We start from the raw sequence: 24,747 nt of genomic DNA, 5'->3' as shown, positions 1-24,747 counted from the left end.
TTCATATGTATCATAAAACAATGAAAGGAATAACCCAATGGCGATAAATGATGTAGAGTGCTGTGATGAGTTTTGTGTACACAGTGACGTTGTAGAAGAGATTCATAATCTTATGCCCGATGATGACAAGCTGTATGATCTTGCAGAGCTGTTTAAGGTATTCGGGGATTCAACCAGGATCAGAATACTTGTAGCTCTTTTTGCATCAGAGATGTGTGTATGCGATATTGCTGAATCACTCAATATGACACAGTCCGCAATATCACACCAACTTAGAATACTGAAGCAGAGCAAGCTCGTTGGTAATAAGAGAGATGGCAAGTCAATTATATATTTCCTTGCAGATGAACATGTGAGAATGATCATCGCACAGGGAATGGACCATATAAATGAATAATAGAAGGAAAGAGAGGGAATTGTAATGAAGAAGACTTATAAGTGTGAGGTTGATTGCGCTAACTGTGCAGCCAAGATGGAGGATGCCATCAAGAAGATCGAGGGAGTTGTAAATGCCAGAGTTAATTTCATGACTCAGAAGCTTTCACTTGAGGCTGCAGATGATATTTTTGATGAAGTTCTTGATAAGGCAGTTAAGGCTTGCAAGAAGGTTGAGCCGGATTGTGAGATTGAGATCTGATATTTGAATGAATATGGTCTGTGGTGAGAATGTTCACCACAGACTTTTCTATAAACTAAGGTATACAGCAGGAGATTACTTATGACTAAGAAACAGAAAAAAGTAAGAAACAGAATAATAATCACGCTTGTGATGTTTGTGATTCTTTTGACTTTAGATAAGCTTGGATATTTTGATAATATTCCATGGTTTGTTCAACTTCCGATATACGCAGTTCCTTATGTGATCATAGGCTATGATGTTGTTAAGAAGGCTGCTATCAATATTTGTCATGGACAGATTTTTGATGAGAACTTCCTGATGATGATCGCTACATTTGGCGCCTTCGGTATAGGTGAGTACTCAGAAGCTCTTGCGGTAATGCTTTTTTACCAGGTAGGAGAGCTGTTCCAGAGCGTAGCTGTAGGTAAGTCAAGACAATCCATAAGTGATATGATGAGCATTGCTCCTGAATTTGCCAATGTGGTATCAGGCGATGGAACTGTAAATGAAGTTGATCCTGAGGAGGTATCAATCGGTGATATTCTCCTGATCAGAGCAGGTGAAAAGATTCCTGTTGACGGAACTGTTGTTGAGGGAGAATCCTTCCTTGATACTGCTGCACTTACCGGTGAATCTGTTCCGAGGCGCGCAGCGGTTGGAGACTATGTCATAAGCGGCTGTATAAACGGCGAGGGAATACTTAAGATAAGAGCCGAGAAGGCTTATGAGGATTCAACAGTTGCCAGAATCCTTGAACTGGTTGAAAATGCCAGCAACAAGAAATCCAGAATGGAGAATTTCATAACAAGATTCGCAAGATACTATACTCCGGTTGTTACTATAGGCGCAGTGCTTCTTGCGATAATTCCTCCAATTGTTGGAAATATGGCGTTTGCGGACAGCATCAAGAGAGCATGTATTTTTCTTATAGTTTCCTGTCCCTGTGCACTTGTTATTTCGGTTCCGCTTGGGTTCTTTGGCGGAATCGGCGCTTCTTCCAAGATAGGAGTATTGGTCAAGGGAAGCAATTTCCTTGAGGCTGCTGCCGCAGTTAAGACCATCGTATTTGACAAGACCGGAACTCTTACCAAGGGCGAATTCAAGGTTACTGAGATTATACCTGCCAAGGACGGAAATTTTGATCAAAATGAGCTTCTAAGGATTGCTGCTGCAGGTGAGAGCATGTCCAATCATCCCATAGCCAAGTCTGTACTTGCTGCATTCTATGAGAAGGCAGGCGAAGGAACTGCTTTTGACGGACTTAATGAATCAGAGACAAGGGAAATTGCAGGCCGCGGCATCAGAACCGTTTATAACGGCAAGGAGCTTCTTGTAGGTAATACAAGACTTCTGGAAGATAATAACATCGCATACGATGTCGTAGAACAGATTGGAACCATAGTATATGTGGCTCTTGATTCAAAATACCTCGGAGCTATTATTATCTCCGATGTTATAAAAGAGGGAACCAAAGAGGCTGTCAGTTTAATGAAGAAGGCCGGTGTCAAAAAGGCTGTTATGCTTACCGGTGACAGAAGAGCTGCCGCAGAATATGTTGCCAAAGAGATCGGTATTGATGAGGTTCATGCTGAGCTACTTCCTGCGGACAAGGTCAGCAGGGTTGAAAATTTACTTTCTTCATCGGATAATAGTAATAATAAGCTTGCGTTCGTTGGAGACGGCATCAATGATGCCCCGGTTCTTATGAGGGCAGATGTTGGTATAGCAATGGGCTCTCTTGGCAGCGATGCTGCTATTGAGGCTGCAGATATAGTGATTATGGACGATGATATCAAAAAGATCTCATCAGTCGTTAAAATAGCAAGAAAGACTCTTAGGATCGTCAAAGAGAACATCGTTTTTGCCTTGGCGGTGAAACTGATAATTCTTGTACTTGGTGCCCTGGGTCTTACTACTATGTGGCTTGCGGTATTCGGTGACGTGGGAGTTGCGGTAATTGCTATACTTAATTCCATGAGAGCGCTTAAGGCTGACTGACTTATGGAGGGAATAAAATAAATGGCTAGAGCAGGACTTGACGTTGGAGAACTTCTTTTAAAGCTGGTTGCCAAAGAGACAGGTGAGATAAGTAAGGTTGATTACACACCTCAGAAACCTGCCTTTATGGAGTTTACCCCTGTGGGGGAGACGCATCTTGAGAGAAGTTCGCCGGAATCCCAGGGCGTCAGTTCTGCTTTTTTTACTGAACTGATAAGGCGCCTTTCAGAGGATAAAAGGTGCAATATGCATAAGTTTATGGCCTTGAGACATGGAGTTGTCATAGCGGAATGCGCTTTTGAACCCTTTGATATGGATATGTGGCATGTTTCCTATTCGATGTGCAAGAGCGTTATCGGAATGGCTATCGGAATCCTTGTGGGGGAGGAAAAGCTCTCAACAAATGATAAGCTCAGCGATATATTCAGTTCAAGAATGAGTCCCTTCGGATTCCTGAGGAAAAACGTAACAGTTCACAATCTTCTCAATATGACCAGCGGCGTTGATTTCAGTGAGGCAGGAGCAATTTCGGGAAATGACTGGAGAAAGAGTTATCTGGAGAGCTCTTTTAAATTTGATCCCGGTACACAATTTGAATATAACAGCATGAATACTTACATGTTATCCGCTATTATCACTGAGATAACAGGGCAGTCTGCTTTTGATTTTTGCAGGGAGAGAATCTTTAACCCGTTGGGAATCAAAAGAGTCTTTTGGGAGAGCTGTCCCCAGAGTATCACAAAAGGCGGATGGGGACTGTTTATCCGCGCTGAGGACATGGCCAAGCTGGGACAATTATATCTTAACTACGGTATGTGGGAAGGTCAGCAGATTGTTCCCAGGCAGTGGGTTGAAGAGTCGATTAAAAAGCATGTTGAAACCGGACGAGAAGACAGTGGCTTTTACGGATATCAGCTTTGGATAAACGATGACAGGCCCGGTTCCTATGCCTATAATGGTATGCTGGGACAGAACGTTTTTGTCTATCCCGATATTGATATGGTAATTGTGACCAATGCCGGAAACAGTGATATATTCCAGACTAGTCCAATGGCTGTCATGATTAGAAAGGCAATGCAGTATGAAATAGTTGTACACGATAAACCTCTTCCGGAGGACTTTGCCGCCTTATCTGATCTTAAGGCAATTGCCAAGTCTGTCAGCGGAAGAACAGCTGCTCATCCCGTAATAAGCGCAGGAGGCTGGAAACAGCGAAACGTCACTATGACAACGGGAAGACCCAGGAAGAAGGTTGCAAGCTTTGAGACAAGAAGAGCCGGTTTTAAAATGCAGGTCAATTCCTATAATGTCAGGAATGAGAACAGTCTTATCAGAACCTGGTTTAAAAAGCTCGACGGCAAGACATATGATCTGGATGTGTCCGCTGTAGGCGTTTTTCCTCTGATGATGCAGATAGTACATAATAATTTTACTGATGGAATTCACAGAATCGGATTCAGGATTGGCCCCAATAATTCTTTCTGGATAGATCTGTATGAAGGTAGTGCTATATATAAGCTAAGGTGCGGCTTTGGCGGTAAAAGATATGTAAGCGACGTCAACATGCATGGCGAGATGTATAAGGTATCTCTGGCGTCCTTCTGCAAAACTGATGAATATAACAGGCTTGTTATAAGGAACGAGATAAGCTTCCTTGAAGAAGCCTGCAAGAGGACTTTGAATATCTGCTTCGAGGATGATGCTTCCGACAGACCTGACAGAAAGGGGACGTTTATTCATCCCGCAGTACCTTCGGGCATCGAGGTTAGATTCCTTGAAACACCAGGAACAGATATGCTTATGGAAGCCATGAAGAGCATGGGCACAGATAACCTGGGCGGAATGCAGGGCATGCTCATCAACAAGTTTTACAAGGGCGGGGTAAAAGAAGCATTTGGTCATGCGGTAAAGAATACTTTGCAACCTGTGATCCATGGTAAACTAACTGTCCCTGAGTATGTAGACTATGAGGCACTTGAGAATTTTGCTGATGATACCTTCGTAACCCAGGAAGTGGCCGGTGAAACCATCGAGATTGTCGGAACATCCAAGACTATAGAAGATACGGTTAAAGAAACAGGCTCAAACTTATGAATTATGTGTTAAAAATAGGCTTTTGGGGCTTTTTTATGGGCTTTGTATGATATACTAATTGTTGTTTTGTAAAAGAAATATAGTAATTATTTTAAATTTGGAGAGGGTAGATTATGAGTAATGCGATTTATGAGAAGATCACAAAATGCGTCGAGGCTATAAGAGAGAAGACTTCTTTTGAGCCTGATGTTGCTCTTGTTCTGGGATCAGGACTTGGCAACTACGCAGAGAATATAAAGATTGAGGCGGAGATTTCTTATAACGATATCCCCGGATTTCCCGTTTCAACAGTTCCCGGACATGCCGGCAAATTCATCTTCGGATACGTTGGAGATGTTAAGGTTGTATGCATGAAGGGAAGAATCCATTTCTATGAGGGCTACAACGTAAGCGATGTTGTACTTCCCGCAAGAGTTATGAAGATGCTTGGAGCTAAGATTCTGTTCCTTACCAACGCTGCAGGCGGACTTGGTCAAGGATTCGCTGCAGGCGATCTTATGCTTATAACAGACCATATTTCAATGTTTGCACCCAATCCTCTTATCGGCCCCAATATCGATGAGCTGGGAGCACGTTTCCCTGATATGTCCGAAGTTTACAAAAAGGATCTTCAGGAAGTTATCAGAAGCGTAGCTAAAGAGAGCGGTATCAAGCTTCAGGAAGGTGTATATGCTCAGCTTACAGGTCCTTCCTTTGAATCTCCCGCTGAGATCAGACTTCTTGGCAATCTTGGAGTTTCTGCAGTTGGTATGAGTACCGTCAATGAGGCAATAGCCGCCAACCATATGGGCATGAGAGTGTGCGGTGTATCCTGCATTTCCAATCTTGCAGCAGGTCTTTCCGAGAATCCTCTTTCCCATGAAGAGGTTCAGGAAGCTGCAGATAAAGCAGCACCTTTGTTTACCAAGCTGGTAACAGAGTCAATCAAGAAATTTCAAATCTGATATTAAAAAGTTGGGTGGAGTTTATGAGAACACGTTTTTATAACGCAAGAATTCTTACCATGGAGCCCGGAAGAGAGGTTTTCGAAGGCGAGCTCTGGGTAATAGGGGACAGAATTGTCTTCGTGGGGACTGAGGAAGAAGGAAGACATTACTGTGACCATCACAAGAATACGATCTTAGTCTGGGATGAGGAGATTGATTGTCAAAAAAATCTCCTTATGCCGGGCTTTAAGAATGCACATACTCATTCGGCTATGGCTCTTATGAGATCCAAGGCTGATGACATGCCTCTTTCTGATTGGCTTAACAAGCAGATTTTCCCCATTGAGGCGAAAATGACTCCCGAGGATATCTATCATCTTTCCAAAATATCAATAATGGAATATCTGACAAGCGGTATGACTGCTGCCTTTGAAATGTATCTGACACCTTTTTCCGTGGCAGATGCCTTCAGAGACTGCGGCTTTAGATGCGTACAGACCAGCTGTGTCAACAATTTCAGTCAGTCTGTGGAGCTTCTTGAGAAGTATTATACCGATATCAATGGAAGTGACGAATACAATTCCTTTATATTAGGCATTCATGCTGAATATACCTGCTCAAAAGAGCTCCTGGAAAAGACAAGTGAGCTGGTTCATAAGTATAAGGCTCCTTTCTGGGCACATATTTCCGAGACAGAAAGCGAAGTTAATGAATGCAGACAGCGCTACGGTATGTCACCCATAGAATTCTTTGACAGCCTTGGACTGTTTAATTACGGCGGAGGCGGATATCATGTTGTATGGACCGATGAGAAGGATCGTGAGATCCTCAAAAACAGAGGTCTCTATGTTGTTACCAACCCCGGATCCAACACCAAGCTGGCCAGCGGAATTGCTCCGATTACAGATTATGTCGAGAGGGGAATTCCCGTTGCTATAGGAACCGATGGCCCTGCCAGCAATAACTGTCTTGATATGTTCAGGGAGATGTTTCTTGTCACAGGACTTCAGAAACTTCGTAATATGGATGCCTCCAGTATGGATGCTGCAGAAGTCCTTAGAATGGCAACCGTTAATGGCGCTCTTGCAATGGGACTTAATGACGCTGATGTACTTGCTGAGGGTAAGTTGGCTGATATTATTATGCTTGATCTGACTCAGCCCAATATGCAGCCTATTAACAATATAGTCAAAAATATCGTGTACAGCGGAAGTAAAGCCAATGTTCTTATGACCATGATTGGCGGAATAATACGTTATAACAGAGGTAAGTTCAATATAGGAGCCGAGCCTTCGGATATCTATGAAAAGGCAAAGGAAATCTCGGCAAGACTTTACGCATAAAATAATTACAGAATAGGAAAAACTTACATGGAAGTATTGATTTTTTTAGGAACACTCACAGGAATCTGCTTTTTGGCATATCTGCTTGGGCTTAGGGATCAGAAACGTCTCGACAGGCTTTTGGATAATAGGCTCAAAGCAGACTTTGGCGAAGCACCCAAAAGAGAATACAAAGCTGACGATCTTGACCATCTTCAGGGCTTTTATCTTAAACACAGAGATGAGTTTCAGATTGACGATGCAACCTGGAACGACCTTAATATGGACGGCGTTTTCGCCAGGATGAATTACTGCTACAGTGCATCGGGAGAAGAGTATCTGTATTATCTTCTTAGGACTCCCATGCAGAGTGATGATTTCGATGAAATGGAGCAGAAAGTTGAATTCTTCAGGGAAAACGGTGATAAGAGAAGGGCTTTTCAGATTCTCTATGCACACATTGGAAGAAGAATAAGGTACTCCATTTACGAATACATCGATTATCTGGATAATGTCAAGAATGTAAGTAACAGCAAGCATTATCTGATGTTAGGACTTATGGGACTGGCATTATTGTCATGCATATTAAATTTTACTGTGGGCTTTAGCATATTTGTGGCTCTGATGGTTGCTAACATTTTTATGTATTTCAGGGTTAAGGACGATGTTGAGCAGTATCTTACCAGTTACAGATACATAATGTCTGTGATCCAGAGTGTTGATGATTTCGCTAAATTAAGTGATCCGGATATCGCAGATGATATAGATGCGCTTAAGACTTCTGCTTCCCACTTCAAATCCTTTTTGAGAGGTTCATCCATACTGATGTCCTCTTCAAGAATGAATTCAGGCAATCCTGCGGAGGTTCTTCTTGACTATCTCAGAATGGCAACCCATCTGGATATCATCAAGTTCAATCAGATGTATTCTGAGCTTATGGAACACAAGGATGATCTTGATACAATTCTTACCATCACGGGTAAGTTGGAAGCCTATATTTCCATTGCCTGCTATAGGCAATCCGTCAAGGACAACTATTGCATTCCTCATTTTACAGGTAGAGATTATGAGGCCAGGGGATTGTACCATCCGCTTATAGAAAATGCAGTGCCTAACGATATCGCAGCTGACAGAGGAGTGCTTATTACAGGTTCAAATGCATCAGGTAAGAGCACATTCCTTAAGACCTGCGCTCTTAATGCACTTCTTGCCCAGTCTATACATACGGTTCTGGCTAAAGATTACAAGGCCCCTCTTTACAGGATTTATTCCTCAATGGCGCTTAAGGACGACATCTTTGAGGGAGACAGCTACTACATTGTTGAAATCAAGTCCATCAAGAGAATCCTGGATGCAGCAAACGCTGAAGGTAACCCGGTTCTTTGTTTTGTGGATGAGGTTCTTCGAGGAACCAATACTGTTGAGCGAATCGCAGCTTCCACTGAGATTCTTAAGAACTTTGCAAAGAGAAACATTATGTGTCTGGCAGCTACTCACGATATAGAGCTAACCACTCTTTTGAAGGATTACTTTGGGATATACCATTTCGAAGGCGAGATTACCGACAATGATGTTCATTTTGATTATCTTATCAAAGAAGGGCCCGCCACTACCAGAAATGCCATTAAACTGTTGAATGTACTTGGTTATGATGAGAATATCGTCGATAATGCTCAGAGCCTTGCAGAGAAATTCCTTGCAACGGGGCAGTGGACTTAATAAGAACTAATTTACGGAGAATATATGAAAGTAGAGATTTATTCAGACGGCTCAGCCAGAGGAAACCCGGATGGACCCGGAGGCTATGGAGTAGTCCTTAGGTATGTGGATTCCAAAGGCGTAGCCCATGAAAAAGAGATAAGTGCCGGCTACGATAAGACCACCAATAACCGCATGGAACTTATGGGAGCCATCAAAGGTCTGGAGGCGCTAAACAGACCATGCGAAGTTGAAATGTACTCAGATTCCAAGTATGTTATCAGCGCTTTTAATGAAGGCTGGATTCCTAAGTGGATCATGAACGGCTGGAAAACAGCGGGTAAGAAGCCTGTTAAAAATGTGGAGCTCTGGAAGAGACTTCTTGCAGCCGCAGAGCCTCATAAGATTAAATGGAACTGGGTAAAAGGCCATGCAGGCCATCCGGAAAACGAAAGATGCGACCAACTGGCAACAGCTGCTGCCGATGGTAATCCTGCCACACTTCTTCATGATGACGGCGGCGACCTTAAGTGATTTTAGAAAGATGTATTTATGATTTATTATATTGCTGATTGCCATTTCTTCCATGAAGCCCTTAACACCAAGATGGACTGCAGGGGCTTTGCGAATGCAGAAGAGATGAATGAATACATGATAACCAAATGGAATGATAAGGTTACAAGAGCTGATACGGTGGTAATCCTGGGAGATCTGTCAGTTGGTAGAGCACCTGAGACCAACGAAGTATTGAGCAGACTTAAAGGAAAGCTTTGCCTTATAACCGGCAATCATGACAAGTTCGTTAATTCTCCGGATTTTGATGCTTCAAGATTTGAGTGGATAGACAGCTACCGCGAGATAACAGATTCTCAGAAAAAGGTGGTATGTTGTCACTATCCGATACCGTTTTATGAGGGCCAATACAGAAAAAGACATAATGGAGAACCTAAGGTTTACATGATGTATGGACATGTGCATGAGACAAGGGATGAAGTCCTTATGCAGAAAATCATAGGGATGATCAGGGAAACACCTTATTATCCTATTGGCAGCGAACATGAGAGCACCATTCCCTGCAATATGATAAATTGTTTTTGCATGAAATCAGATTATACTCCACTTACCTTAGGTGAATGGATTAAACATGAAAGTATATGTTAAGGGAAAAGACAATGGTAAGATATCTACTCTTATAACTGATAGAACTGATATCTATGACAAAAACAGTTTTACTTCCCAAAAGCTGACTAAAATAGGAGATTGGCATCTTGTCTGCATGAGGAAACGATAAGCATAAAATGAACAAAAAAGAGCAATTTATGTCTATTTTTGGAAACGAAATGGTGTTAGTATAGTTACTGGTGTTTTAATTCAAAATATTTATGAGGTGAATAATTATGAAACTTTTTGTCGACACAGCCAATATCGAAGAAATCAAAAAAGCAAATGACATGGGTGTTATTTGTGGTGTTACAACCAACCCTTCACTTATCGCTAAGGAAGGCCGCGATGTTTACGAAGTAGTTAAAGAGATCGCTTCTATCGTAGACGGACCTATCTCAGGCGAGGTTAAGGCTACTACAACAGACGCTGAGGGAATGATCGCAGAGGGTCGCGAGATCGCTAAGCTTCATCCCAACATGGTAGTTAAGATCCCTATGACAGTAGAAGGTCTTAAGGCTTGTAAGGTTCTTTCACAGGAAGGCATCAAGGTTAACATGACTCTTATCTTCACAGCTAACCAGGCTCTTCTTTGCGCAAGAGCAGGCGCTGCTTTCGTTAGCCCATTCCTTGGAAGACTTGATGACATAAGCGTTCGCGGAACAGATCTTATCTCTGAGGTTGCTGAGATCTTCAACATCCACAACATTGAGACAGAGATCATCGCTGCAAGCATCCGTCATCCTATGCACGTAACAGACTGCGCTCTTGCAGGTGCTGATATCGCAACTGTTCCTTACAAGGTAATCGAGCAGATGACACATCATCCTTTAACAGATGCTGGTATCGAGAAGTTCCAGAAGGATTATCTCGCTGTTTTCGGTGAATAATTATCTGCAGATAACTACTTATTAAGATAATTACATAATATGATACTTAATCATGGTAAAATATTGTTAGTATTACGATATTTTGCCATGATTTTTTTATGGGGTTTTATATGGAAACAAAGCAGAAGCTACGAAAACTAAAGCATACACTATATAACGACGGCCTTGGGGTTATAATGCTGGGAGGCTGGTCTGTTCTTAAGCTTGTGATGAGCGTAATCGGAGGTGGGAACATATTTGATTACGCTAACGCAGAAATCGATGAAGACAATCTGATGCTGGTAAAGATATTTACGTATATTTTTCTTGTTTTGGGCATAATTATTATCTTTTTTGTGCATTATTACATCGGAAGCAGGGCAATGAGAGTTGGGAAAAAAGATTCAAAGAAGCGTTTCTTTTTGATACCAACAGGATTTATCTGTATTATCACGTTGCTATCAAGTATGCTCTCAATTGCTGCGCTTAAAGATAACATCGATGATCTGGATACGCTGTCGATTTCTCTTATACTTGATATTATGCTTTCTTTTCTGCTTCTGGATATTATAGTTTCAACTATAAGGGTAGGAAGGCTACAAAAACAGATTATTGCAAAAGAGGGGGAATGATATGCAGGAAGATTTTCATTATTATGCAACCTATTGCGCAGCATTCCTGGCGGGATATTCCCATGAGGAGAGCCTTGATATTGCGTACAGTGCCCAATTTGTAGACCTGTGTTCAAGAACCTTTTTGTCAACGATCGGAGCTCCTTTGGATGCGGCAACAACGCAGCTTCAGCTGGAACTGATGGATGCCAGGACGGATATTATCGGACTTCAGGATATAACAAGGATATGGGCTTCGTTCCATTTTTTACCAAAGGATCTATATGCCATAAAGCAAAGAAGGACGAGGCGTTATCTGAACAAATACCGCCTTATATGCGGCCCGAACGGAGAACTGGTAAGGAAAACCATTGAGCTTGCCAAAGATAAGCATCTTCAATCTGTGGGTATTGCAATGCATGTACTTGCAGATACCTGGGCTCATTCTTATTTTGCCGGCACTCCTTCACTTGTAATAAACAATACCGATTATGATTTCTATGAGATTTTTGAAAGCGAAGACGACTATTCAGAAAGGATAATAAAATTCCGTCATAGCGCTTCGGCTCCGGATGATCTGGATAACAGTATTTATACCAACAGCCTTTCACAGAGTACCGAGAATTCAATAATGAATCTGGGGCATGGCAGAGCAGGTCATCTGCCGGATTACAGCTTTGCAAGATATAAGTATGTTCCCGCCTGGGGAGAATACAAGGTGATAGAAAAGGACAATCCATCGGATTATTTTAAGGCTTTTTGCCAGATGGTATATGCCATGAGATTTCTAAGGGGAGAAGCGGCTGAATTTGTGCTTGATACCTATGCCTTTGAAGAAGTGCAACAGCATGAGGACATAATAAAAGAGATAATTCATAAAAGGCAGCTGAATGCCAGTGAGGACTGGAAAAAATTTGGCGAGAGTCTGTCGGGAACGGAAATCGATGATTTTGACCTGGGCAGGTATTCGGAAGAATACAAAAATGCTTCTCAGGATATGAAGGATAACACATTTCTCGGGAAGTTTATTCAGGGGGCCATTGTTCACAAAGGCATGGTCACCAATGAAATCTATAAATCCAAGAATATTCTTGCGGGTTTTTCGAAAGAAATATTTACATTTAAGGAACAAGAGTAGACATATGACTAAATTTCAGCGGATACAAAGTTTTATATTTGGAATAATAGGGATTATTTTCGGCTTTACACTTGTGGCTTTCCCTGAGGGAACAAGCGAAGTTGTGCTAATTATATTGTCTTTTGTTCTGACCTTTTCAGGGATAAGTACGCTGGTATATTATTTTTCAATGGCTCAGTTTATGGTAAACGGTAGATATATTCTGATCAAAGGCCTGATCATTCTTGATTTTGGACTTTTTTCGGGGACGCTTATAAATGTGCCGAATATCTATATTCTGCTTTACCTGGCTATTCTTCATGCGTTTTCAGGTCTGGTGGAGGTATTAAGATCCATGGAGTCCAAAAAGTACAGCGCCAAAAACTGGAAGCTGAAACTATCTCATGGCATTGTGGATATAATAATTGCTGTATGCTGCATAGTTTTTTTTAAACATGAAGAAACAGTTGGAATCGTTTATGGAATAGGACTAATGTATTCCGCATTTATGCGCATTATCACAGCCTTCAGAAAGACCACATCCGTCTATATTCAGTGAGATAAATTTGCTGCATTTGGTTTTGAGACTGAGGAAGCTTTTTTCCAGAATGACATAGAACGGTTCAAAAAGATGATGAAGGGCAGTAATATTGAGATTTCCTGCGGCGCTGTTTACTGCATATACGGAACGAAAGATGTAAATATGGTTATTAACAAAGCTAATGATTTTCTGTGCAAAGAAACTGAACAGAAGAATAGATTATAACTCATATTTAGATTTTTTCTTGTTGATCTCATTCATATATGCTGCTGTTATGATACCTGTTGGAAGAGCAATAACTGCCATGCCCACCAGAGCAGATAGCATGGTGATCATTCGTCCCAAGGTCGTGACAGGAGAGATGTCGCCGTAACCGATAGTGGTTATGGAGATGGTAGCCCAGTAGAGTGCGTCAAAGAAATTATTAAAAAGATCAGGCTCTAGCTGGTATATCATCATCGCTGAAACAAAGATATATATCACGATAAGTATCAGAACCGCAAGGAGCTGAGATTTAACTTTACGGATAACATTTGCGATTATTCGCATCGTTTTGGAATATCTCACAAGTTTAAGAACTCGGAAGGTCCTGAATAGCTTAAGCAGCCTTATCAAACCGGATACCGGAAGAAACAGTGAAATAACCGGAACTATAGATAAAAGATCAAAGATGGCAAGGGGCGTGAAAATATAGGCAATATAAGCCTCTACACTTTTATAACCCATTTTATAATCTGCTGTATATACCCTTACACAGTAATCAACAAAGAAGAGCAGGCTTGTGGAGAACTCGATGATACGAGTGTAGATGCTCTCAGACTTAAGCGTCATGGGAAGAAGACCTACAATAACCGCAACAGTGATCATTACGTCATAGGCTCTGCTGGAATCATCTCCTATATTCGATACTTCTATTACTTCATAGATTCTCTTTTTTCTGTTAGTCATATCCTAGATATTACCTACTATCAGTGCAACAAGTCCGATTCCGATAAGAAACAGAGTAACTAATCTGCAAAACAGAATAAATATTGTTGCATGGGTGTGTTTCATATTGTGATGAACACCGTTGTCGTCTATAAGATGTTTTGGCGTATTCGATTTACCGTTCATAAATTATCCCTCTAATATATCGTAACATAGTAGAAAAATCGTTACAATTACGTAAATATAAATAAGCTTGAAAAAGGACTTCTTTTGATGGAGAATAAGAATGTTGATAAGAAAGGGAGGAACTTAAATGGCTGAACATACTATTTCCAATGATAAATTATCACTTACAGTGTCTGAGCACGGTGCAGAGATCAGATCAATCATAAGAAAAAGAGATAATAAGGAACTGATGTGGCAGGCAGATTCTGCATTCTGGGGAAGAACGTCACCGGTACTTTTCCCTCTTGTAGGTAACTACTACGAAAAAGAATCAGTATATGCAGGTAAGACTTACACTATGTCACAGCATGGTTTTGCAAGGGATATGGACTTCCATCTCGTGGCTAAGACTGATAATATGCTTAAATTTCTTGTGCGCGATAATGAGATGACCAAGGAAAAATATCCGTTTTCTTTCTATCTTACAATATCCTACGAGCTTGAAGGCGATACGGTTAAGGTTGGCTGGGCTGTGAAGAATACCGATATTAAGACCATGTATTTCTCAATCGGTGGTCATCCTGCTTTCAACTGCGATTTAAACAAGGATAAGCTATTATTTGAAAAAGAAGGTAAGCCCGTAAAGAACAGCCTCACATCCGGAATTATTGAGTCAGACGGAAGCGGTTGCCTTTCTTCAAGACAGAAAACGCTTAAACTTGATAACGGAATTTTATGCCTTAGCGAAGAGATGTTTGATGAGGACGCACTTATTTTTGAAGACCTTCAAAGTGACTGCGTGACCCTTATGGATGAACATGAGAGAAAAGTATTATCTGTTTCCTTCGACGCACCTCTTTTCGGAGTATGGTCCCCTGCAGGTAAGCATGCTCCTTTTGTCTGCATCGAGCCCTGGTATGGCCGCTGCGATAAGGTTGGGTTCTCCAAAAAGATTGAAGAACGTGAATACGGCACTTCACTTGAAATGGGAGAGGAGTTTATCACAAGCTACGACATAAAGTGTTATTAATACTGATGAGATGGTGAGTATTTTACAAAAGACCGCATAAATACTAGATTTATAGTTGACTTTAGCGATTAAAAGCGTTAAAGTAGTAAAAGAATAATGTTGGTAAGGGGGTAGTTATGTTCATCAAAATTCTTTTACTTGTAGTATTTTTTGCTATGATGCTCACCATCGGTTTCATCTGTCGCAAGAATTCCACCGACGTAAACGGCTTTGTCCTTGGCGGTCGAAGCGTAGGCCCATGGGTTACGGCCTTTGCTTACGGAACTTCCTATTTCTCCGCGGTTATCTTCGTAGGATATGCAGGACAGTTCGGTTGGAAATATGGAATAGCATCAACCTGGGTCGGAATCGGTAATGCGCTGATTGGCTCACTTCTTGCGTGGGTAATCCTCGGAAGAAGAACCAGGATCATGACTCAGCATCTTGATTCAGCAACAATGCCGCAGTTCTTTGCAGCAAGATTCGGCGGAAGATCTCTTAAGATCGCTGCATCTGTTATAACCTTTATCTTCCTGATTCCTTATACAGCTTCTTTGTATAATGGTCTTTCCAGACTATTCGGAATGGCATTTAACATTGACTATTCAGTCTGCGTTATTGTTATGGCCGTTCTTACCGGAATCTATGTAATCGCAGGCGGTTACATGGCTACAGCCATCAATGATTTCATACAGGGTATCATCATGCTGATCGGTATCTGCGCTGTTATCGGTGCAGTACTTAACAGCCAGGGCGGATTTATGGCAGCTCTTGACGGTCTTGCCAGGATTTCAGATGAGAGCGTAGCATCAACACCGGGTATTTTTGCATCCTTCTTCGGACCGGATCCGCTTAACCTTCTTGGTGTTGTAATTCTTACATCCCTTGGAACCTGGGGACTTCCTCAGATGGTTCAGAAATTCTATGCTATTAAGAGTGAGAGAGCTATTGCCAAGGGAACTATCGTATCTACATTCTTTGCATTTATCGTTGCCGGTGGATGCTATTTCCTTGGCGGTTTCGGAAGACTTTTCTCCGATAAAATCGATATTGCAGCTGACGGATATGATTCAATTGTTCCTACAATGCTTTCAGGACTCCCTGATTTCCTTATAGCAATAGTTGTTGTACTTGTATTGTCAGCTTCCATGTCAACTCTTTCATCTCTGGTTCTTACAAGTTCATCTACACTTACTCTTGATCTGATCAAGGGCCACATAGTTAAGAAGATGGATGAGAAGAAGCAGGTGCTTATCATGAGAATTCTTATCGTGGTATTTGTAGCAATTTCTGTTGTTATCGCCATTATTCAGTACAAGCAGAATGTTACCTTCATTGCTCAGCTCATGGGTGTTTCATGGGGAGCTCTCGCAGGGGCATTCCTGGCACCTTTCCTCTATGGTCTGTACTGGAAAGGAACAAGCAAGGCAGGTGTATGGTGCAGCTTCGTATTCTCAACAGTTGTTATGCTTGCTAACATGATTGTAAGATCCAGCTTCCCGAAACTTCTTCAGTCTCCGATCAATGCCGGTGCTTTCTGTATGATTGCCGGACTTGTAATAGTTCCGGTGGTATCATTGTTCACCACGAAGCCTGACAAGGCTCTTGTAGACGGTGCATTCGCATGCTATGATAAGGAAGTTATGGTTCACCAGAGTACATCACTTCAGGATGATACAGAGTAATTTGAGATAGAATATTAAAGTGGTGGTTTGCGTGTCTGACAGGTCAGATGCAGCCACCATTTTTTATGCAAGAGGATGTTATGATAATTGATATTCACACACATACTTTTCCTGAGAAAATAGCTGCGAAGGCAATAGAGAGCCTTAGCAAAGAGGCACATATACTGGCAAATACCGATGGCACCAATGCCGGATTAAAGAAGTCAATGGAAGAAGCCGGAGTCGATATTTCTGTTATCATGCCCGTTGCTACCAGTGGTTCTCAGGTTGTCAAAATAAACGACAGAGCTGCAAGAGTTAACGAAGAAGAGAGGTCTCTTATTTCCTTCGGCGGAATTCATCCTGATTTTGCGGATTACAAGCAGGAGTTTAGAAGACTTAAGGAAATGGGAATAAAGGGGATTAAGATTCATCCTGTATATCATAAAATGGATATTGATGATATAAGGTATCTTAGGATAATTGAATGTGCTGCTGAGAATGAACTGATCGTTTTAACTCATGCAGGGCTTGATGTAGGATTTCCGGGAGTAGTTCATTGCTCACCAAAGATGTGCAGACATGTATGGGATGAGATAGGTCCATTTAAGTTTGTGCTGGCTCATATGGGCGGCTGGGAGAACTGGGAAGAAGTACCGGAGTACTTTGGAGGCTCGGGAATTTATATCGATACTTCGTTTTCTACAGAGAAGATAAAGCCTCTTAACGATGGCCACTGGGATGGTAAGAATCTGTCTATGCTTGGTACAGAGCGCGTAATGAGGATTGTAGAAGCTATTGGAACAGAAAGAGTCCTTTTTGGTTCTGACAGTCCGTGGACCTCACAAAAGGAGAGCTCAGAATTTATCAAGAAACTGCCTCTTTCCGAAGCGGATAGGAATAAGATTCTCGGAGAAAATGCAGCCGCATTGTTGAACCTATAACAGGACGATTACTCTATATTTTGTAGAAAAATACTGATTTTCCTATGCTAATTCACTTATGTGATGAATGTAAGATCAGCTTCGAAAAGTTATACTATGGACTATAAGACGAGTTTTATCGGAGGTATGAGTATGGATGAGATTAATCTGAAGTATCCGATTCTTATGGTCCATGGTATGGGATTCAGAGATCGCAAATATCTTAATTATTGGGGAAGAATTCCGGGAATGCTTGAAAAAGCCGGTTGTAAAGTGTTTTATGGCAACCAGGATAGCAATGCATCAGTTGAAACCAATGCAGAATACCTTTCTTATAGGGTCCAAAAGATATTAGAAGAGACCGGAGCAGAGAAGCTCAATGTAATTGCTCATTCCAAGGGAGGTCTCGATATCAGGTGCGCGATATCTCAATATAATCTGGGCGACAAAATCGCATCTGTAACAACTATTAATTCACCACATCACGGTTCTGCCACAGTTGATAAACTTCTAAGACTACCGGCTTTTCTTGTAAAGTTTGCAGGAAAATGCACTGACATTGTATTCAAAATATTAGGCGATAATAAGCCTGATTCTTATAGTGTCTTTAAGCTGTTTACCACAGAAGAAGCGGAAAAATTCAACGAAGCCAATCCTGATGATCCGAATACCTATTATCAAAGTTATGCATTTGTCATGAAATCACCTTTTGGAGATATGTTTTTATGGTTCCCAAGCCTTGTGGTATGGCTACTCGAGGGACCAAATGATGGACTTCTTACTCCGGATTCTGTAAAGTGGGGGAACTATAAAGGCGAGGTTAAGAGTAACTCCCGTCGAGGTATTTCCCATTGTGATGAAGTAGATATGAGGCGTATGAGATTTACCCGCAAGCAGGGTGAAGGAGTAGCTGATATAACAGATTTTTATCTTAATGTGGCCGGAGAATTGGCTGCTATGGGATTCTAAATAAATACACCGCATTTTGATGTGAATTCATCAGAATGCGGTGTTTTGTTTTATATTAGATATTTGCGATGTCTTCCTGTGTAAGAATCTTAAGGCCTTTGCCGGTAAGCTTGGCTTCAGCGGCCTTGGTATCAGCAACACGGAAGATCATGTAAGCATTGCCTGCAGCTCCTCTGCTGGGGAAAGCATACATATACTCGATATTAACTTCTGCCTGGGCAAATACATCAAGGAGCTTGTCCAGTCCACCTGCTTCATCGGGAATTTCTACCGCAAGGACAGGAGTGAGGCTTGCAACAAAATCATTGTCCTTTAAGACATTAACCACATCAAGAGCATCATCTACAATGATACGGGCAATTCCGAAATCCTTGGTTTCAGCAAGAGAGGTGGCACGCATGTCGATATTGTTCTGGGCCATAACGCTGGTAAGCTTCTTAAGTGTTCCTGGTTTGTTTTCAAGAAATACAGAGATCTGTTTTATGCTCATAGCTACCTCCGATTATATGTTGGATTAACTGTCAATAATATTATACACGTCAGATCTTTCTCTTATCAATAACTCTGACAGCCTTGCCTTCGCTTCTTGCGATGGATTTGGGAGCCATAAGAGAGATCTTGACCTTGATTCCGAGCATGGACTTCATGTCCTCAACAAGTTTCTTCTGGCGCTCCTCAACTTCACCAAGGTTGTCGGTGAACATCTCAGGAGTCATCTCGACCTGAACATCCAGGGAATCGGTGTTGTTCTCTCTGTCAACAACAATCTGGTAGTTGGCAGGATAACCGTTGTTAAGAAGAACCGTTTCAATCTGGCTTGGGAATACATTAACACCTCTGACAATAAGCATATCATCGGATCTGCCCATGGGCTTGGCCATTCTGATATGAGTACGGCCGCAGGAGCATTTTTCTCTGCTAAGTCTGCAGATATCTCTTGTGCGATAGCGAATCATAGGAAATGCTTCTTTGTCAATAGCTGTGAAGACAAGCTCACCGGTTGAGCCTTCAGGAAGTACTTCCTCGGTTTCGGGATCGATGATCTCTGCTATAAAGTGATCCTCGTTAATATGCATTCCCTGCTGCGCTGAGCATTCGAAAGCAACGCCGGGGCCGGAGAGTTCTGTAAGCCCGTAGATGTCATAGGCCTTGATTCCAAGCGTGGACTCTATTTCAGAACGCATTTCTTCACTCCAGGCTTCTGCACCGAATATGCCGGCCTTAAGTGGTATATCATCGGGACCGTAGCCTTCCTCTTTGTATCTTTCGGAAAGATAAGCGGCATAGCTGGGAGTACAGCAAAGGATTGTAGCCTGCAGATCATTGATGAACATGATCTGTCTGTCGGTATTACCTGAGCTGATCGGAACTGTAAGACAGCCTACCTTGTGGGAACCACCGTTAAGGCCTGCACCACCTGTAAAGAGTCCAAAGCCGTAGGCAATCTGGCATACATCATCTTCTGAGCCACCTGCTGCCACGATGGCACGGGCACAGCATTCATCCCAGAGGTCGATATCATGCTGGTTATAAAACGCTATAACTCGCTTTCCGGTTGTACCGGAAGTAGAATGGATTCTTACGCAATCCTTTTTGGGTACACCCATAAGTCCATAGGGATAAGCATCTCGTAAATCTTTTTTTGACAAAAACGGAAGCTTATGAAGGTCATCAATTGACTTGATGTCATCGGGTGTGACGCCTTTTTCTTCCATTTTTTTGCGATAATAAGGAACGTCGTTCCATACATGATTAACCTGCTTGATGAGCTTCTCATTCTGGATTTTCCTTATTTCTTCAAGTGGGGCACATTCTATTTCTTTTTGAAAATACTTTTCCATTACCGCTAATCCTCCTGGCGTTGACCTTATAATCAGCCTTTAGCCTGTTTGCCGAGTTCAAAAGCCTTCTTGTTCATCTCAAGGAATTTGGTAGGAACATTGGCTTCAAGTGACTTCATCCATTCTTCCTCGGGAAGATCGAAGTAGTGAGAGAGTCTTCCGAGAAGGACGATATTAACAGCCTTGGCTGAGCCGGCTTCTTCTGCCAGTGAGAGGCAGTCAAGAGCATCAACCTTTGCGCCTGTTGCTTTTAATTTGGATACAAGGTCCTCGGGATACTCAGCGGCGCCGGTAATGACAGACATAGGATCAATCTGCTGAGTATTTGTAACAATCTGTCCATCCTTTTTAAGGAATGGAAGCCATCTTGCAGCTTCGAGAATCTCGAAGGAAACAATGTAATCGGCTTCGCCCTTGTCTATAACAGGGGAGTACACCTTGTCGCCGTATCTTACATAGGTAACAACGCTGCCACCTCTCTGGGACATTCCGTGGACCTCTGAGACTTTTACGTCATAGCCCTGGGACATGAGAAGGTGTCCGAGAAGCTTACTTGCAAGAAGTGAACCCTGTCCGCCGACACCTACGATCATAATATTCTTAGTCTCCATCTTCAGGCCTCCTTTCCGGGTGCTTCAAAGGCACCTACGCCGCACATCTGTGAGCAGACGTTGCAGCCAACGCAAAGAGTTGTGTCGATGGTTGCTTTGCCATTTTTCATGGAAATAGCGGGACAACCGATTCTCATACAGCTCTTGCAGCCAACACATTTATCTGTATTGACCTTGAGAGGCGGATTGTGCTTGACGTATTTAAGAAGTGCGCAGGGGCGTCTTGAGATGATAACTGAAGGTGCCTCAACGGCAAGTTCTTCTTTAAGAACTTCATCACACTGCTTGAGATTATAAGGATCAACAACTCGAACTCTTTCAAAGCCCATAGCTTTGCAAAGAGCCTCCAGATCGATCTTGCCGGCAGGGTCGCCCTTGATATTGTAGCCGGTGGTAGGATTCTGCTGATGACCTGTCATGCCGGTGATTGAATTATCAACTATAACTACAGTTGAATTGGACTGGTTATAGGCTATGTTGGCAAGACCTGTCATACCTGAGTGCATGAAGGTTGAATCCCCGATGACAGCAACGGTCTTTTTCTCACTCTCAGCTCCGCGTACTTTGTTGAAACCGTGAAGTGCTCCGATGGATGCACCCATGCAGAGAGTCATTTCAATTGCACCAAGGGGAGGAACGGCGCCAAGTGTATAACATCCGATATCTCCAAGTACAGTGCAGTTATTTTTCTTGAGAGTATAGAACAGTCCTCTGTGAGGGCAGCCTGCGCACATTACTGGAGGACGTCCGGGAATCTGCTCATCAATAGCAAAGCAGTCAGGCACTTCTTTGTCAAAAGCCTTGGCAAGAAGAGACTGAGAGAACTCATCAACAAGGGGCAGTTTGTCCTTGCCGGATACCTTAAGGCCAAGAGCCTTAACGTGATTCTCGATAATTGGATCAAGCTCTTCAACAACTACAAGATCATCAACCTTGGATGCAAAATCCTTAATAAGCTTCTCGGGAAGAGGATTGACCATACCCAGCTTAAGAACGGAAACAGTGTCTCCGAATACTTCCTTAACATACTGATATGAAGTAGAAGAAGTGATGATACCGAGCTTAGTGTCTCCCATTTCTACACGGTTGACGGGAGAGGTCTCTGCATAAGCTATAAGATCAAGAGTTCTCTGCTCAACGATAGGATGACGCTTCTTGGCATTGCCGGGCATCATAACATATTTGGCAATATTCTTCTCGTAGGGCTTGTCGGGAACGGTGCGATCTCCGCAAGATACGAGAGACTGGGAATGTGCTACTCTGGTGCACATTTTAAGAAGTACGGGAGTGTCAAACTGCTCGGATATTTCATAGGCGAGCTTGGCAAATTCAAGAGCTTCTGCGGAATCTGAAGGCTCAAGCATAGGAACCTTGGCAGCGATTGCGTGGTGACGGGAATCCTGCTCATTCTGTGAAGAATGCATGCCGGCATCATCAGCGACAACGATTACAAGTCCTGCGTTAACTCCTGTATAAGACATTGTGTAAAGAGGATCTGCGGCAACGTTGAGACCAACGTGTTTCTGTGCGCAAAAAGCTCTTCTGCCAGCAAGAGATGCACCAAAAGCAGATTCCATGGCAACCTTTTCATTAGGTGCCCATTCACAGTAGATTTCATCATATTTGGCAGCTTCTTCGGTAACTTCTGTACTTGGGGTTCCGGGATAACTGGAAATAAAGCATACACCGGCTTCGTAGAGACCGCGGGCAACAGCCTTGTTTCCAAGCATGAGCTGCTTGTTTGAATTGTTTTCCATCAATAACCTCCTACCAATATATATAGCCGTAGGGATCAGCTTTATGATGATTTAAAGCGATAAAGCGGCTACTATTTAGAATAATGTAAAAAGTGCATAAAATCAAGTGCTTTTACAATTGACCGTTTGACCTTTTTTACAAAAGCTAGTATACTTTACTTTAGCACTTTTGTGTGCTAAAGGAGGTTAACAACAAATGCCAATTACAGACTTACTTGAGCGTAATAGCAAATTGTATGGGGATGAAGTTGCTCTTGTGGAGATCAATCCTGAAATCCGTGAAGAGCAGAGGGTTACCTGGAAGGAATATGAGCTGATACAGCCAACTTCCACAGCTTATTACAGAAGACAGATTACCTGGTCGGTTTTCGATGAGAAGGCCAATCGAGTAGCCAATATGCTTATTGAAAGAGGAATCAAGAAGGGACAGAAATGTGCGATCCTTCTTATGAATTGCCTTGAATGGCTTCCTATCTATTTCGGAATTCTTAAGTCCGGAGCCATTGCAGTTCCGCTTAACTTCAGATTTACGGCTGAGGAAATTGATTATTGTCTTAAGGCTTCCGATTCCGACGTTTTATTCTACGGACCTGAGTTCATTGGTCGAATCGAGGATATAGCTGAGAAGATCAAGAAGGAAACTCTTATTTTCTTTGTTGGAGATCAGTGTCCTTCTTACGCAGATGACTATTACAGACAGGTTTCCAACAGCTCATCTGTAGCTCCAAGAGTTCTTATTGAGGACAAGGATGAAGCCGCTATTTATTTCTCATCAGGAACAACAGGCTTCCCTAAGGCTATTTTACACATTCATACAGCTCTTATGCAGTCAGCCAAGATGGAGGCTATGCACCATGAGACAACACATGAGGACAATTTCCTCTGCATACCGCCGCTGTATCACACCGGAGCCAAGATGCACTGGTTCGGTTCACTGTACACAGGTAGCAGAGCAGTCCTTCTTAAGGGCAATTCACCCGAGTCCATATTCAGAGCCGTTTCTGAGGAAGAGTGCACTATAGTATGGCTCCTGGTTCCGTGGGCACAGGACATACTTGCTGCTTTGGATAGTGGCAAGCTTAAGCTTGAGGATTATCATTTAAGCCAGTGGCGCCTTATGCACATCGGAGCTCAGCCTATTCCGCCGAGCCTTATAAGAAGATGGCTTGAGTACTTCCCTCATCACAAATATGACACCAACTACGGTTTGTCAGAATCCACAGGCCCCGGTTGTGTTCACCTCGGAATGGAGAATGTACGCAAAGTCGGTGCTATCGGCGTTCCGGGATATGGTTGGAAGACCAAAATCGTTGATGAAGATGGTAATATCGTTAAGCAGGGTGAGATCGGAGAGCTCTGTGTCAAGGGACCGGGCGTCATGGTTGAATATTACAAGAACCCTGAGGCAACAGCAGAGATCCTTAAGGATGGATGGCTCTTTACCGGTGATATGGCAAGACAGGATGAGGAAGGCTTCATTTTCCTTGTTGACCGTAAAAAGGATGTTATCATTTCAGGCGGTGAGAATCTGTATCCTGTTCAGATTGAGAGTTTCCTTGCCAAGAATGACAAGATTCACGATGCCGCTGTTATCGGACTTCAGGATGCGCGTCTTGGAGAAATAGCAGCAGCCATTATACAGGTTAAAGAGGGCATGACGCTTACAGAAGAGGAAGTTGAGCACTTCTGCGTTGACCTACCAAGATACAAGAGACCCAAGAAGATCATTTTTGCAAATGTAATAAGGAATGCAACAGGTAAGATCGATAAGCCCAAGCTTCGTGAGATATATTGCGGAGAAAAGATTGTAGAGAAACAGAATCAGTCATGATTAACTGCAAGCAGTGTGGCGGGAACATTAACACAGTTCCCGCCATTTGTGTTATACTAAAAAAAGATATACTTAATAACGTGATGACAAGGAA

General features: G+C 42.5%; 24 protein-coding genes. 18 read left to right on the top strand and 6 right to left on the bottom strand.

Going from position 1 to position 24,747, the window contains the following annotated elements; translation table 11 throughout:
* The first annotated feature begins 37 nt into the window (after positions 1-37).
* The 13 genes from G588_RS0102500 (at position 38) to G588_RS0102435 (ending at position 12,974) form a co-directional block, all read left to right on the top strand.
* Positions 38-397: an ArsR/SmtB family transcription factor gene (locus G588_RS0102500; RefSeq protein WP_022777183.1), complete on the top strand. Its 360-nt coding sequence runs from the start codon at positions 38-40 to the stop codon at positions 395-397.
* Between the two features lie 24 nt (positions 398-421).
* Complete coding sequence (locus tag G588_RS0102495; protein ID WP_022777182.1) at positions 422-637, top strand: cation transporter; 216 nt, start codon at positions 422-424, stop codon at positions 635-637.
* A gap of 81 nt (positions 638-718) precedes the next feature.
* Complete coding sequence (locus G588_RS0102490; protein ID WP_022777181.1) at positions 719-2,617, top strand: heavy metal translocating P-type ATPase; 1,899 nt, start codon at positions 719-721, stop codon at positions 2,615-2,617.
* Between the two features lie 21 nt (positions 2,618-2,638).
* Positions 2,639-4,711 (top strand): serine hydrolase domain-containing protein, encoded by a 2,073-nt coding sequence (locus tag G588_RS18875; RefSeq protein ID WP_022777180.1) that lies wholly within the window; start codon positions 2,639-2,641, stop codon positions 4,709-4,711.
* A 113-nt stretch (positions 4,712-4,824) separates the two neighbouring features.
* A complete protein-coding gene (locus G588_RS0102480) occupies positions 4,825-5,655 on the top strand; it encodes a purine-nucleoside phosphorylase (protein WP_022777179.1) in 831 nt (276 codons plus the stop codon).
* A 23-nt stretch (positions 5,656-5,678) separates the two neighbouring features.
* On the top strand, positions 5,679-6,980 hold the full coding sequence (locus G588_RS0102475) for an amidohydrolase family protein (RefSeq protein ID WP_022777178.1): 1,302 nt from the start codon (positions 5,679-5,681) through the stop codon (positions 6,978-6,980).
* A gap of 27 nt (positions 6,981-7,007) precedes the next feature.
* Positions 7,008-8,678, top strand: coding sequence for a MutS-related protein (locus G588_RS0102470; RefSeq protein ID WP_022777177.1), 1,671 nt, complete (start codon positions 7,008-7,010; stop codon positions 8,676-8,678).
* Positions 8,679-8,702: 24 nt separating this feature from the next.
* Positions 8,703-9,191, top strand: a complete 489-nt coding sequence (gene rnhA / locus G588_RS0102465) for a ribonuclease HI (RefSeq protein WP_022777176.1) — start codon at positions 8,703-8,705, stop codon at positions 9,189-9,191.
* An 18-nt stretch (positions 9,192-9,209) separates the two neighbouring features.
* Positions 9,210-9,818, top strand: coding sequence for a metallophosphoesterase family protein (locus tag G588_RS0102460; protein ID WP_022777175.1), 609 nt, complete (start codon positions 9,210-9,212; stop codon positions 9,816-9,818).
* A gap of 236 nt (positions 9,819-10,054) precedes the next feature.
* Positions 10,055-10,708 carry a fructose-6-phosphate aldolase gene (gene fsa / locus G588_RS0102450; protein WP_022777173.1) on the top strand — a complete coding sequence of 218 codons (654 nt, stop codon included), beginning with the start codon at positions 10,055-10,057 and terminating at the stop codon, positions 10,706-10,708.
* A 110-nt stretch (positions 10,709-10,818) separates the two neighbouring features.
* A complete protein-coding gene (locus G588_RS0102445; protein ID WP_022777172.1) occupies positions 10,819-11,319 on the top strand; it encodes a hypothetical protein in 501 nt (166 codons plus the stop codon).
* Position 11,320: 1 nt separating this feature from the next.
* Positions 11,321-12,436, top strand: coding sequence for a DUF6765 family protein (locus tag G588_RS0102440; RefSeq protein ID WP_022777171.1), 1,116 nt, complete (start codon positions 11,321-11,323; stop codon positions 12,434-12,436).
* 4 nt (positions 12,437-12,440) lie between these two features.
* Positions 12,441-12,974: a DUF308 domain-containing protein gene (locus tag G588_RS0102435; protein WP_022777170.1), complete on the top strand. Its 534-nt coding sequence runs from the start codon at positions 12,441-12,443 to the stop codon at positions 12,972-12,974.
* A gap of 201 nt (positions 12,975-13,175) precedes the next feature.
* Here G588_RS0102435 and G588_RS0102425 read toward each other — a convergent pair whose 3' ends face one another.
* Both G588_RS0102425 and G588_RS22360 read right to left on the bottom strand, forming a co-directional pair.
* Positions 13,176-13,904: an ion transporter gene (locus G588_RS0102425; protein WP_022777168.1), complete on the bottom strand. Its 729-nt coding sequence runs from the start codon at positions 13,902-13,904 to the stop codon at positions 13,176-13,178.
* A 3-nt stretch (positions 13,905-13,907) separates the two neighbouring features.
* Positions 13,908-14,069 (bottom strand): hypothetical protein, encoded by a 162-nt coding sequence (locus G588_RS22360; protein WP_022777167.1) that lies wholly within the window; start codon positions 14,067-14,069, stop codon positions 13,908-13,910.
* A 127-nt stretch (positions 14,070-14,196) separates the two neighbouring features.
* On the opposite strand from G588_RS22360, the gene G588_RS0102415 reads away from it, so the two are divergent.
* The 4 genes from G588_RS0102415 (at position 14,197) to G588_RS18870 (ending at position 18,613) form a co-directional block, all read left to right on the top strand.
* Positions 14,197-15,078: an aldose 1-epimerase family protein gene (locus tag G588_RS0102415; RefSeq protein ID WP_022777166.1), complete on the top strand. Its 882-nt coding sequence runs from the start codon at positions 14,197-14,199 to the stop codon at positions 15,076-15,078.
* A gap of 116 nt (positions 15,079-15,194) precedes the next feature.
* Positions 15,195-16,742, top strand: a complete 1,548-nt coding sequence (locus G588_RS0102410; RefSeq protein WP_022777165.1) for a sodium:solute symporter family protein — start codon at positions 15,195-15,197, stop codon at positions 16,740-16,742.
* Between the two features lie 80 nt (positions 16,743-16,822).
* On the top strand, positions 16,823-17,665 hold the full coding sequence (locus G588_RS0102405) for an amidohydrolase family protein (protein ID WP_022777164.1): 843 nt from the start codon (positions 16,823-16,825) through the stop codon (positions 17,663-17,665).
* A gap of 132 nt (positions 17,666-17,797) precedes the next feature.
* Positions 17,798-18,613 carry an esterase/lipase family protein gene (locus tag G588_RS18870; RefSeq protein ID WP_022777163.1) on the top strand — a complete coding sequence of 272 codons (816 nt, stop codon included), beginning with the start codon at positions 17,798-17,800 and terminating at the stop codon, positions 18,611-18,613.
* Positions 18,614-18,668: 55 nt separating this feature from the next.
* Here G588_RS18870 and G588_RS0102395 read toward each other — a convergent pair whose 3' ends face one another.
* The 4 genes from G588_RS0102395 to iorA are packed head-to-tail and all read right to left on the bottom strand — an operon-like array spanning position 18,669 to position 22,822.
* Entirely contained in the window at positions 18,669-19,103 is a 435-nt protein-coding gene (locus G588_RS0102395; RefSeq protein WP_022777162.1) for an ACT domain-containing protein, read from the bottom strand.
* 49 nt (positions 19,104-19,152) lie between these two features.
* The gene (locus G588_RS0102390) at positions 19,153-20,454 is read right to left on the bottom strand and encodes a phenylacetate--CoA ligase family protein (RefSeq protein WP_022777161.1); all 1,302 of its coding nucleotides are present in this window, start codon (positions 20,452-20,454) and stop codon (positions 19,153-19,155) included.
* Positions 20,455-20,486: 32 nt separating this feature from the next.
* Positions 20,487-21,065 carry an indolepyruvate oxidoreductase subunit beta gene (locus tag G588_RS0102385; protein ID WP_022777160.1) on the bottom strand — a complete coding sequence of 193 codons (579 nt, stop codon included), beginning with the start codon at positions 21,063-21,065 and terminating at the stop codon, positions 20,487-20,489.
* Positions 21,066-21,067: 2 nt separating this feature from the next.
* On the bottom strand, positions 21,068-22,822 hold the full coding sequence (gene iorA, locus G588_RS0102380) for an indolepyruvate ferredoxin oxidoreductase subunit alpha (RefSeq protein WP_022777159.1): 1,755 nt from the start codon (positions 22,820-22,822) through the stop codon (positions 21,068-21,070).
* Positions 22,823-23,018: 196 nt separating this feature from the next.
* Here iorA and G588_RS0102375 point away from each other — a divergent pair, with 196 nt between their 5' ends.
* Positions 23,019-24,653: a class I adenylate-forming enzyme family protein gene (locus G588_RS0102375; RefSeq protein ID WP_022777158.1), complete on the top strand. Its 1,635-nt coding sequence runs from the start codon at positions 23,019-23,021 to the stop codon at positions 24,651-24,653.
* Positions 24,654-24,747 lie beyond the last annotated feature (94 nt).

The sequence above is a fragment of the Butyrivibrio sp. AE3009 genome (assembly GCF_000420845.1).
GTDB lineage: Bacteria > Bacillota > Clostridia > Lachnospirales > Lachnospiraceae > Butyrivibrio.
Note: the sequence above shows the minus strand (reverse complement) of the source record. Positions and strands in the feature narration are given on the sequence as shown.

What these genes read in the sequence shown, in the direction of transcription:
- G588_RS0102425 (WP_022777168.1), bottom strand. Translation starts at nt 13,904, where the DNA reads ATGACTAACAGAAAAAAGAGAATCTATGAAGTAATAGAAGTATCGAAT.
- G588_RS0102390 (WP_022777161.1), bottom strand. Translation starts at nt 20,454, where the DNA reads ATGGAAAAGTATTTTCAAAAAGAAATAGAATGTGCCCCACTTGAAGAA.
- G588_RS0102440 (WP_022777171.1), top strand. Translation starts at nt 11,321, where the DNA reads ATGCAGGAAGATTTTCATTATTATGCAACCTATTGCGCAGCATTCCTG.
- G588_RS0102475 (WP_022777178.1), top strand. Translation starts at nt 5,679, where the DNA reads ATGAGAACACGTTTTTATAACGCAAGAATTCTTACCATGGAGCCCGGA.
- iorA (WP_022777159.1), bottom strand. Translation starts at nt 22,822, where the DNA reads ATGGAAAACAATTCAAACAAGCAGCTCATGCTTGGAAACAAGGCTGTT.
- G588_RS0102480 (WP_022777179.1), top strand. Translation starts at nt 4,825, where the DNA reads ATGAGTAATGCGATTTATGAGAAGATCACAAAATGCGTCGAGGCTATA.
- fsa (WP_022777173.1), top strand. Translation starts at nt 10,055, where the DNA reads ATGAAACTTTTTGTCGACACAGCCAATATCGAAGAAATCAAAAAAGCA.
- G588_RS0102470 (WP_022777177.1), top strand. Translation starts at nt 7,008, where the DNA reads ATGGAAGTATTGATTTTTTTAGGAACACTCACAGGAATCTGCTTTTTG.
- rnhA (WP_022777176.1), top strand. Translation starts at nt 8,703, where the DNA reads ATGAAAGTAGAGATTTATTCAGACGGCTCAGCCAGAGGAAACCCGGAT.
- G588_RS0102415 (WP_022777166.1), top strand. Translation starts at nt 14,197, where the DNA reads ATGGCTGAACATACTATTTCCAATGATAAATTATCACTTACAGTGTCT.
- G588_RS0102500 (WP_022777183.1), top strand. Translation starts at nt 38, where the DNA reads ATGGCGATAAATGATGTAGAGTGCTGTGATGAGTTTTGTGTACACAGT.
- G588_RS18870 (WP_022777163.1), top strand. Translation starts at nt 17,798, where the DNA reads ATGGATGAGATTAATCTGAAGTATCCGATTCTTATGGTCCATGGTATG.
- G588_RS0102385 (WP_022777160.1), bottom strand. Translation starts at nt 21,065, where the DNA reads ATGGAGACTAAGAATATTATGATCGTAGGTGTCGGCGGACAGGGTTCA.
- G588_RS22360 (WP_022777167.1), bottom strand. Translation starts at nt 14,069, where the DNA reads ATGAACGGTAAATCGAATACGCCAAAACATCTTATAGACGACAACGGT.
- G588_RS0102405 (WP_022777164.1), top strand. Translation starts at nt 16,823, where the DNA reads ATGATAATTGATATTCACACACATACTTTTCCTGAGAAAATAGCTGCG.
- G588_RS0102490 (WP_022777181.1), top strand. Translation starts at nt 719, where the DNA reads ATGACTAAGAAACAGAAAAAAGTAAGAAACAGAATAATAATCACGCTT.
- G588_RS0102375 (WP_022777158.1), top strand. Translation starts at nt 23,019, where the DNA reads ATGCCAATTACAGACTTACTTGAGCGTAATAGCAAATTGTATGGGGAT.
- G588_RS0102495 (WP_022777182.1), top strand. Translation starts at nt 422, where the DNA reads ATGAAGAAGACTTATAAGTGTGAGGTTGATTGCGCTAACTGTGCAGCC.
- G588_RS0102410 (WP_022777165.1), top strand. Translation starts at nt 15,195, where the DNA reads ATGTTCATCAAAATTCTTTTACTTGTAGTATTTTTTGCTATGATGCTC.
- G588_RS18875 (WP_022777180.1), top strand. Translation starts at nt 2,639, where the DNA reads ATGGCTAGAGCAGGACTTGACGTTGGAGAACTTCTTTTAAAGCTGGTT.
- G588_RS0102445 (WP_022777172.1), top strand. Translation starts at nt 10,819, where the DNA reads ATGGAAACAAAGCAGAAGCTACGAAAACTAAAGCATACACTATATAAC.
- G588_RS0102435 (WP_022777170.1), top strand. Translation starts at nt 12,441, where the DNA reads ATGACTAAATTTCAGCGGATACAAAGTTTTATATTTGGAATAATAGGG.
- G588_RS0102460 (WP_022777175.1), top strand. Translation starts at nt 9,210, where the DNA reads ATGATTTATTATATTGCTGATTGCCATTTCTTCCATGAAGCCCTTAAC.
- G588_RS0102395 (WP_022777162.1), bottom strand. Translation starts at nt 19,103, where the DNA reads ATGAGCATAAAACAGATCTCTGTATTTCTTGAAAACAAACCAGGAACA.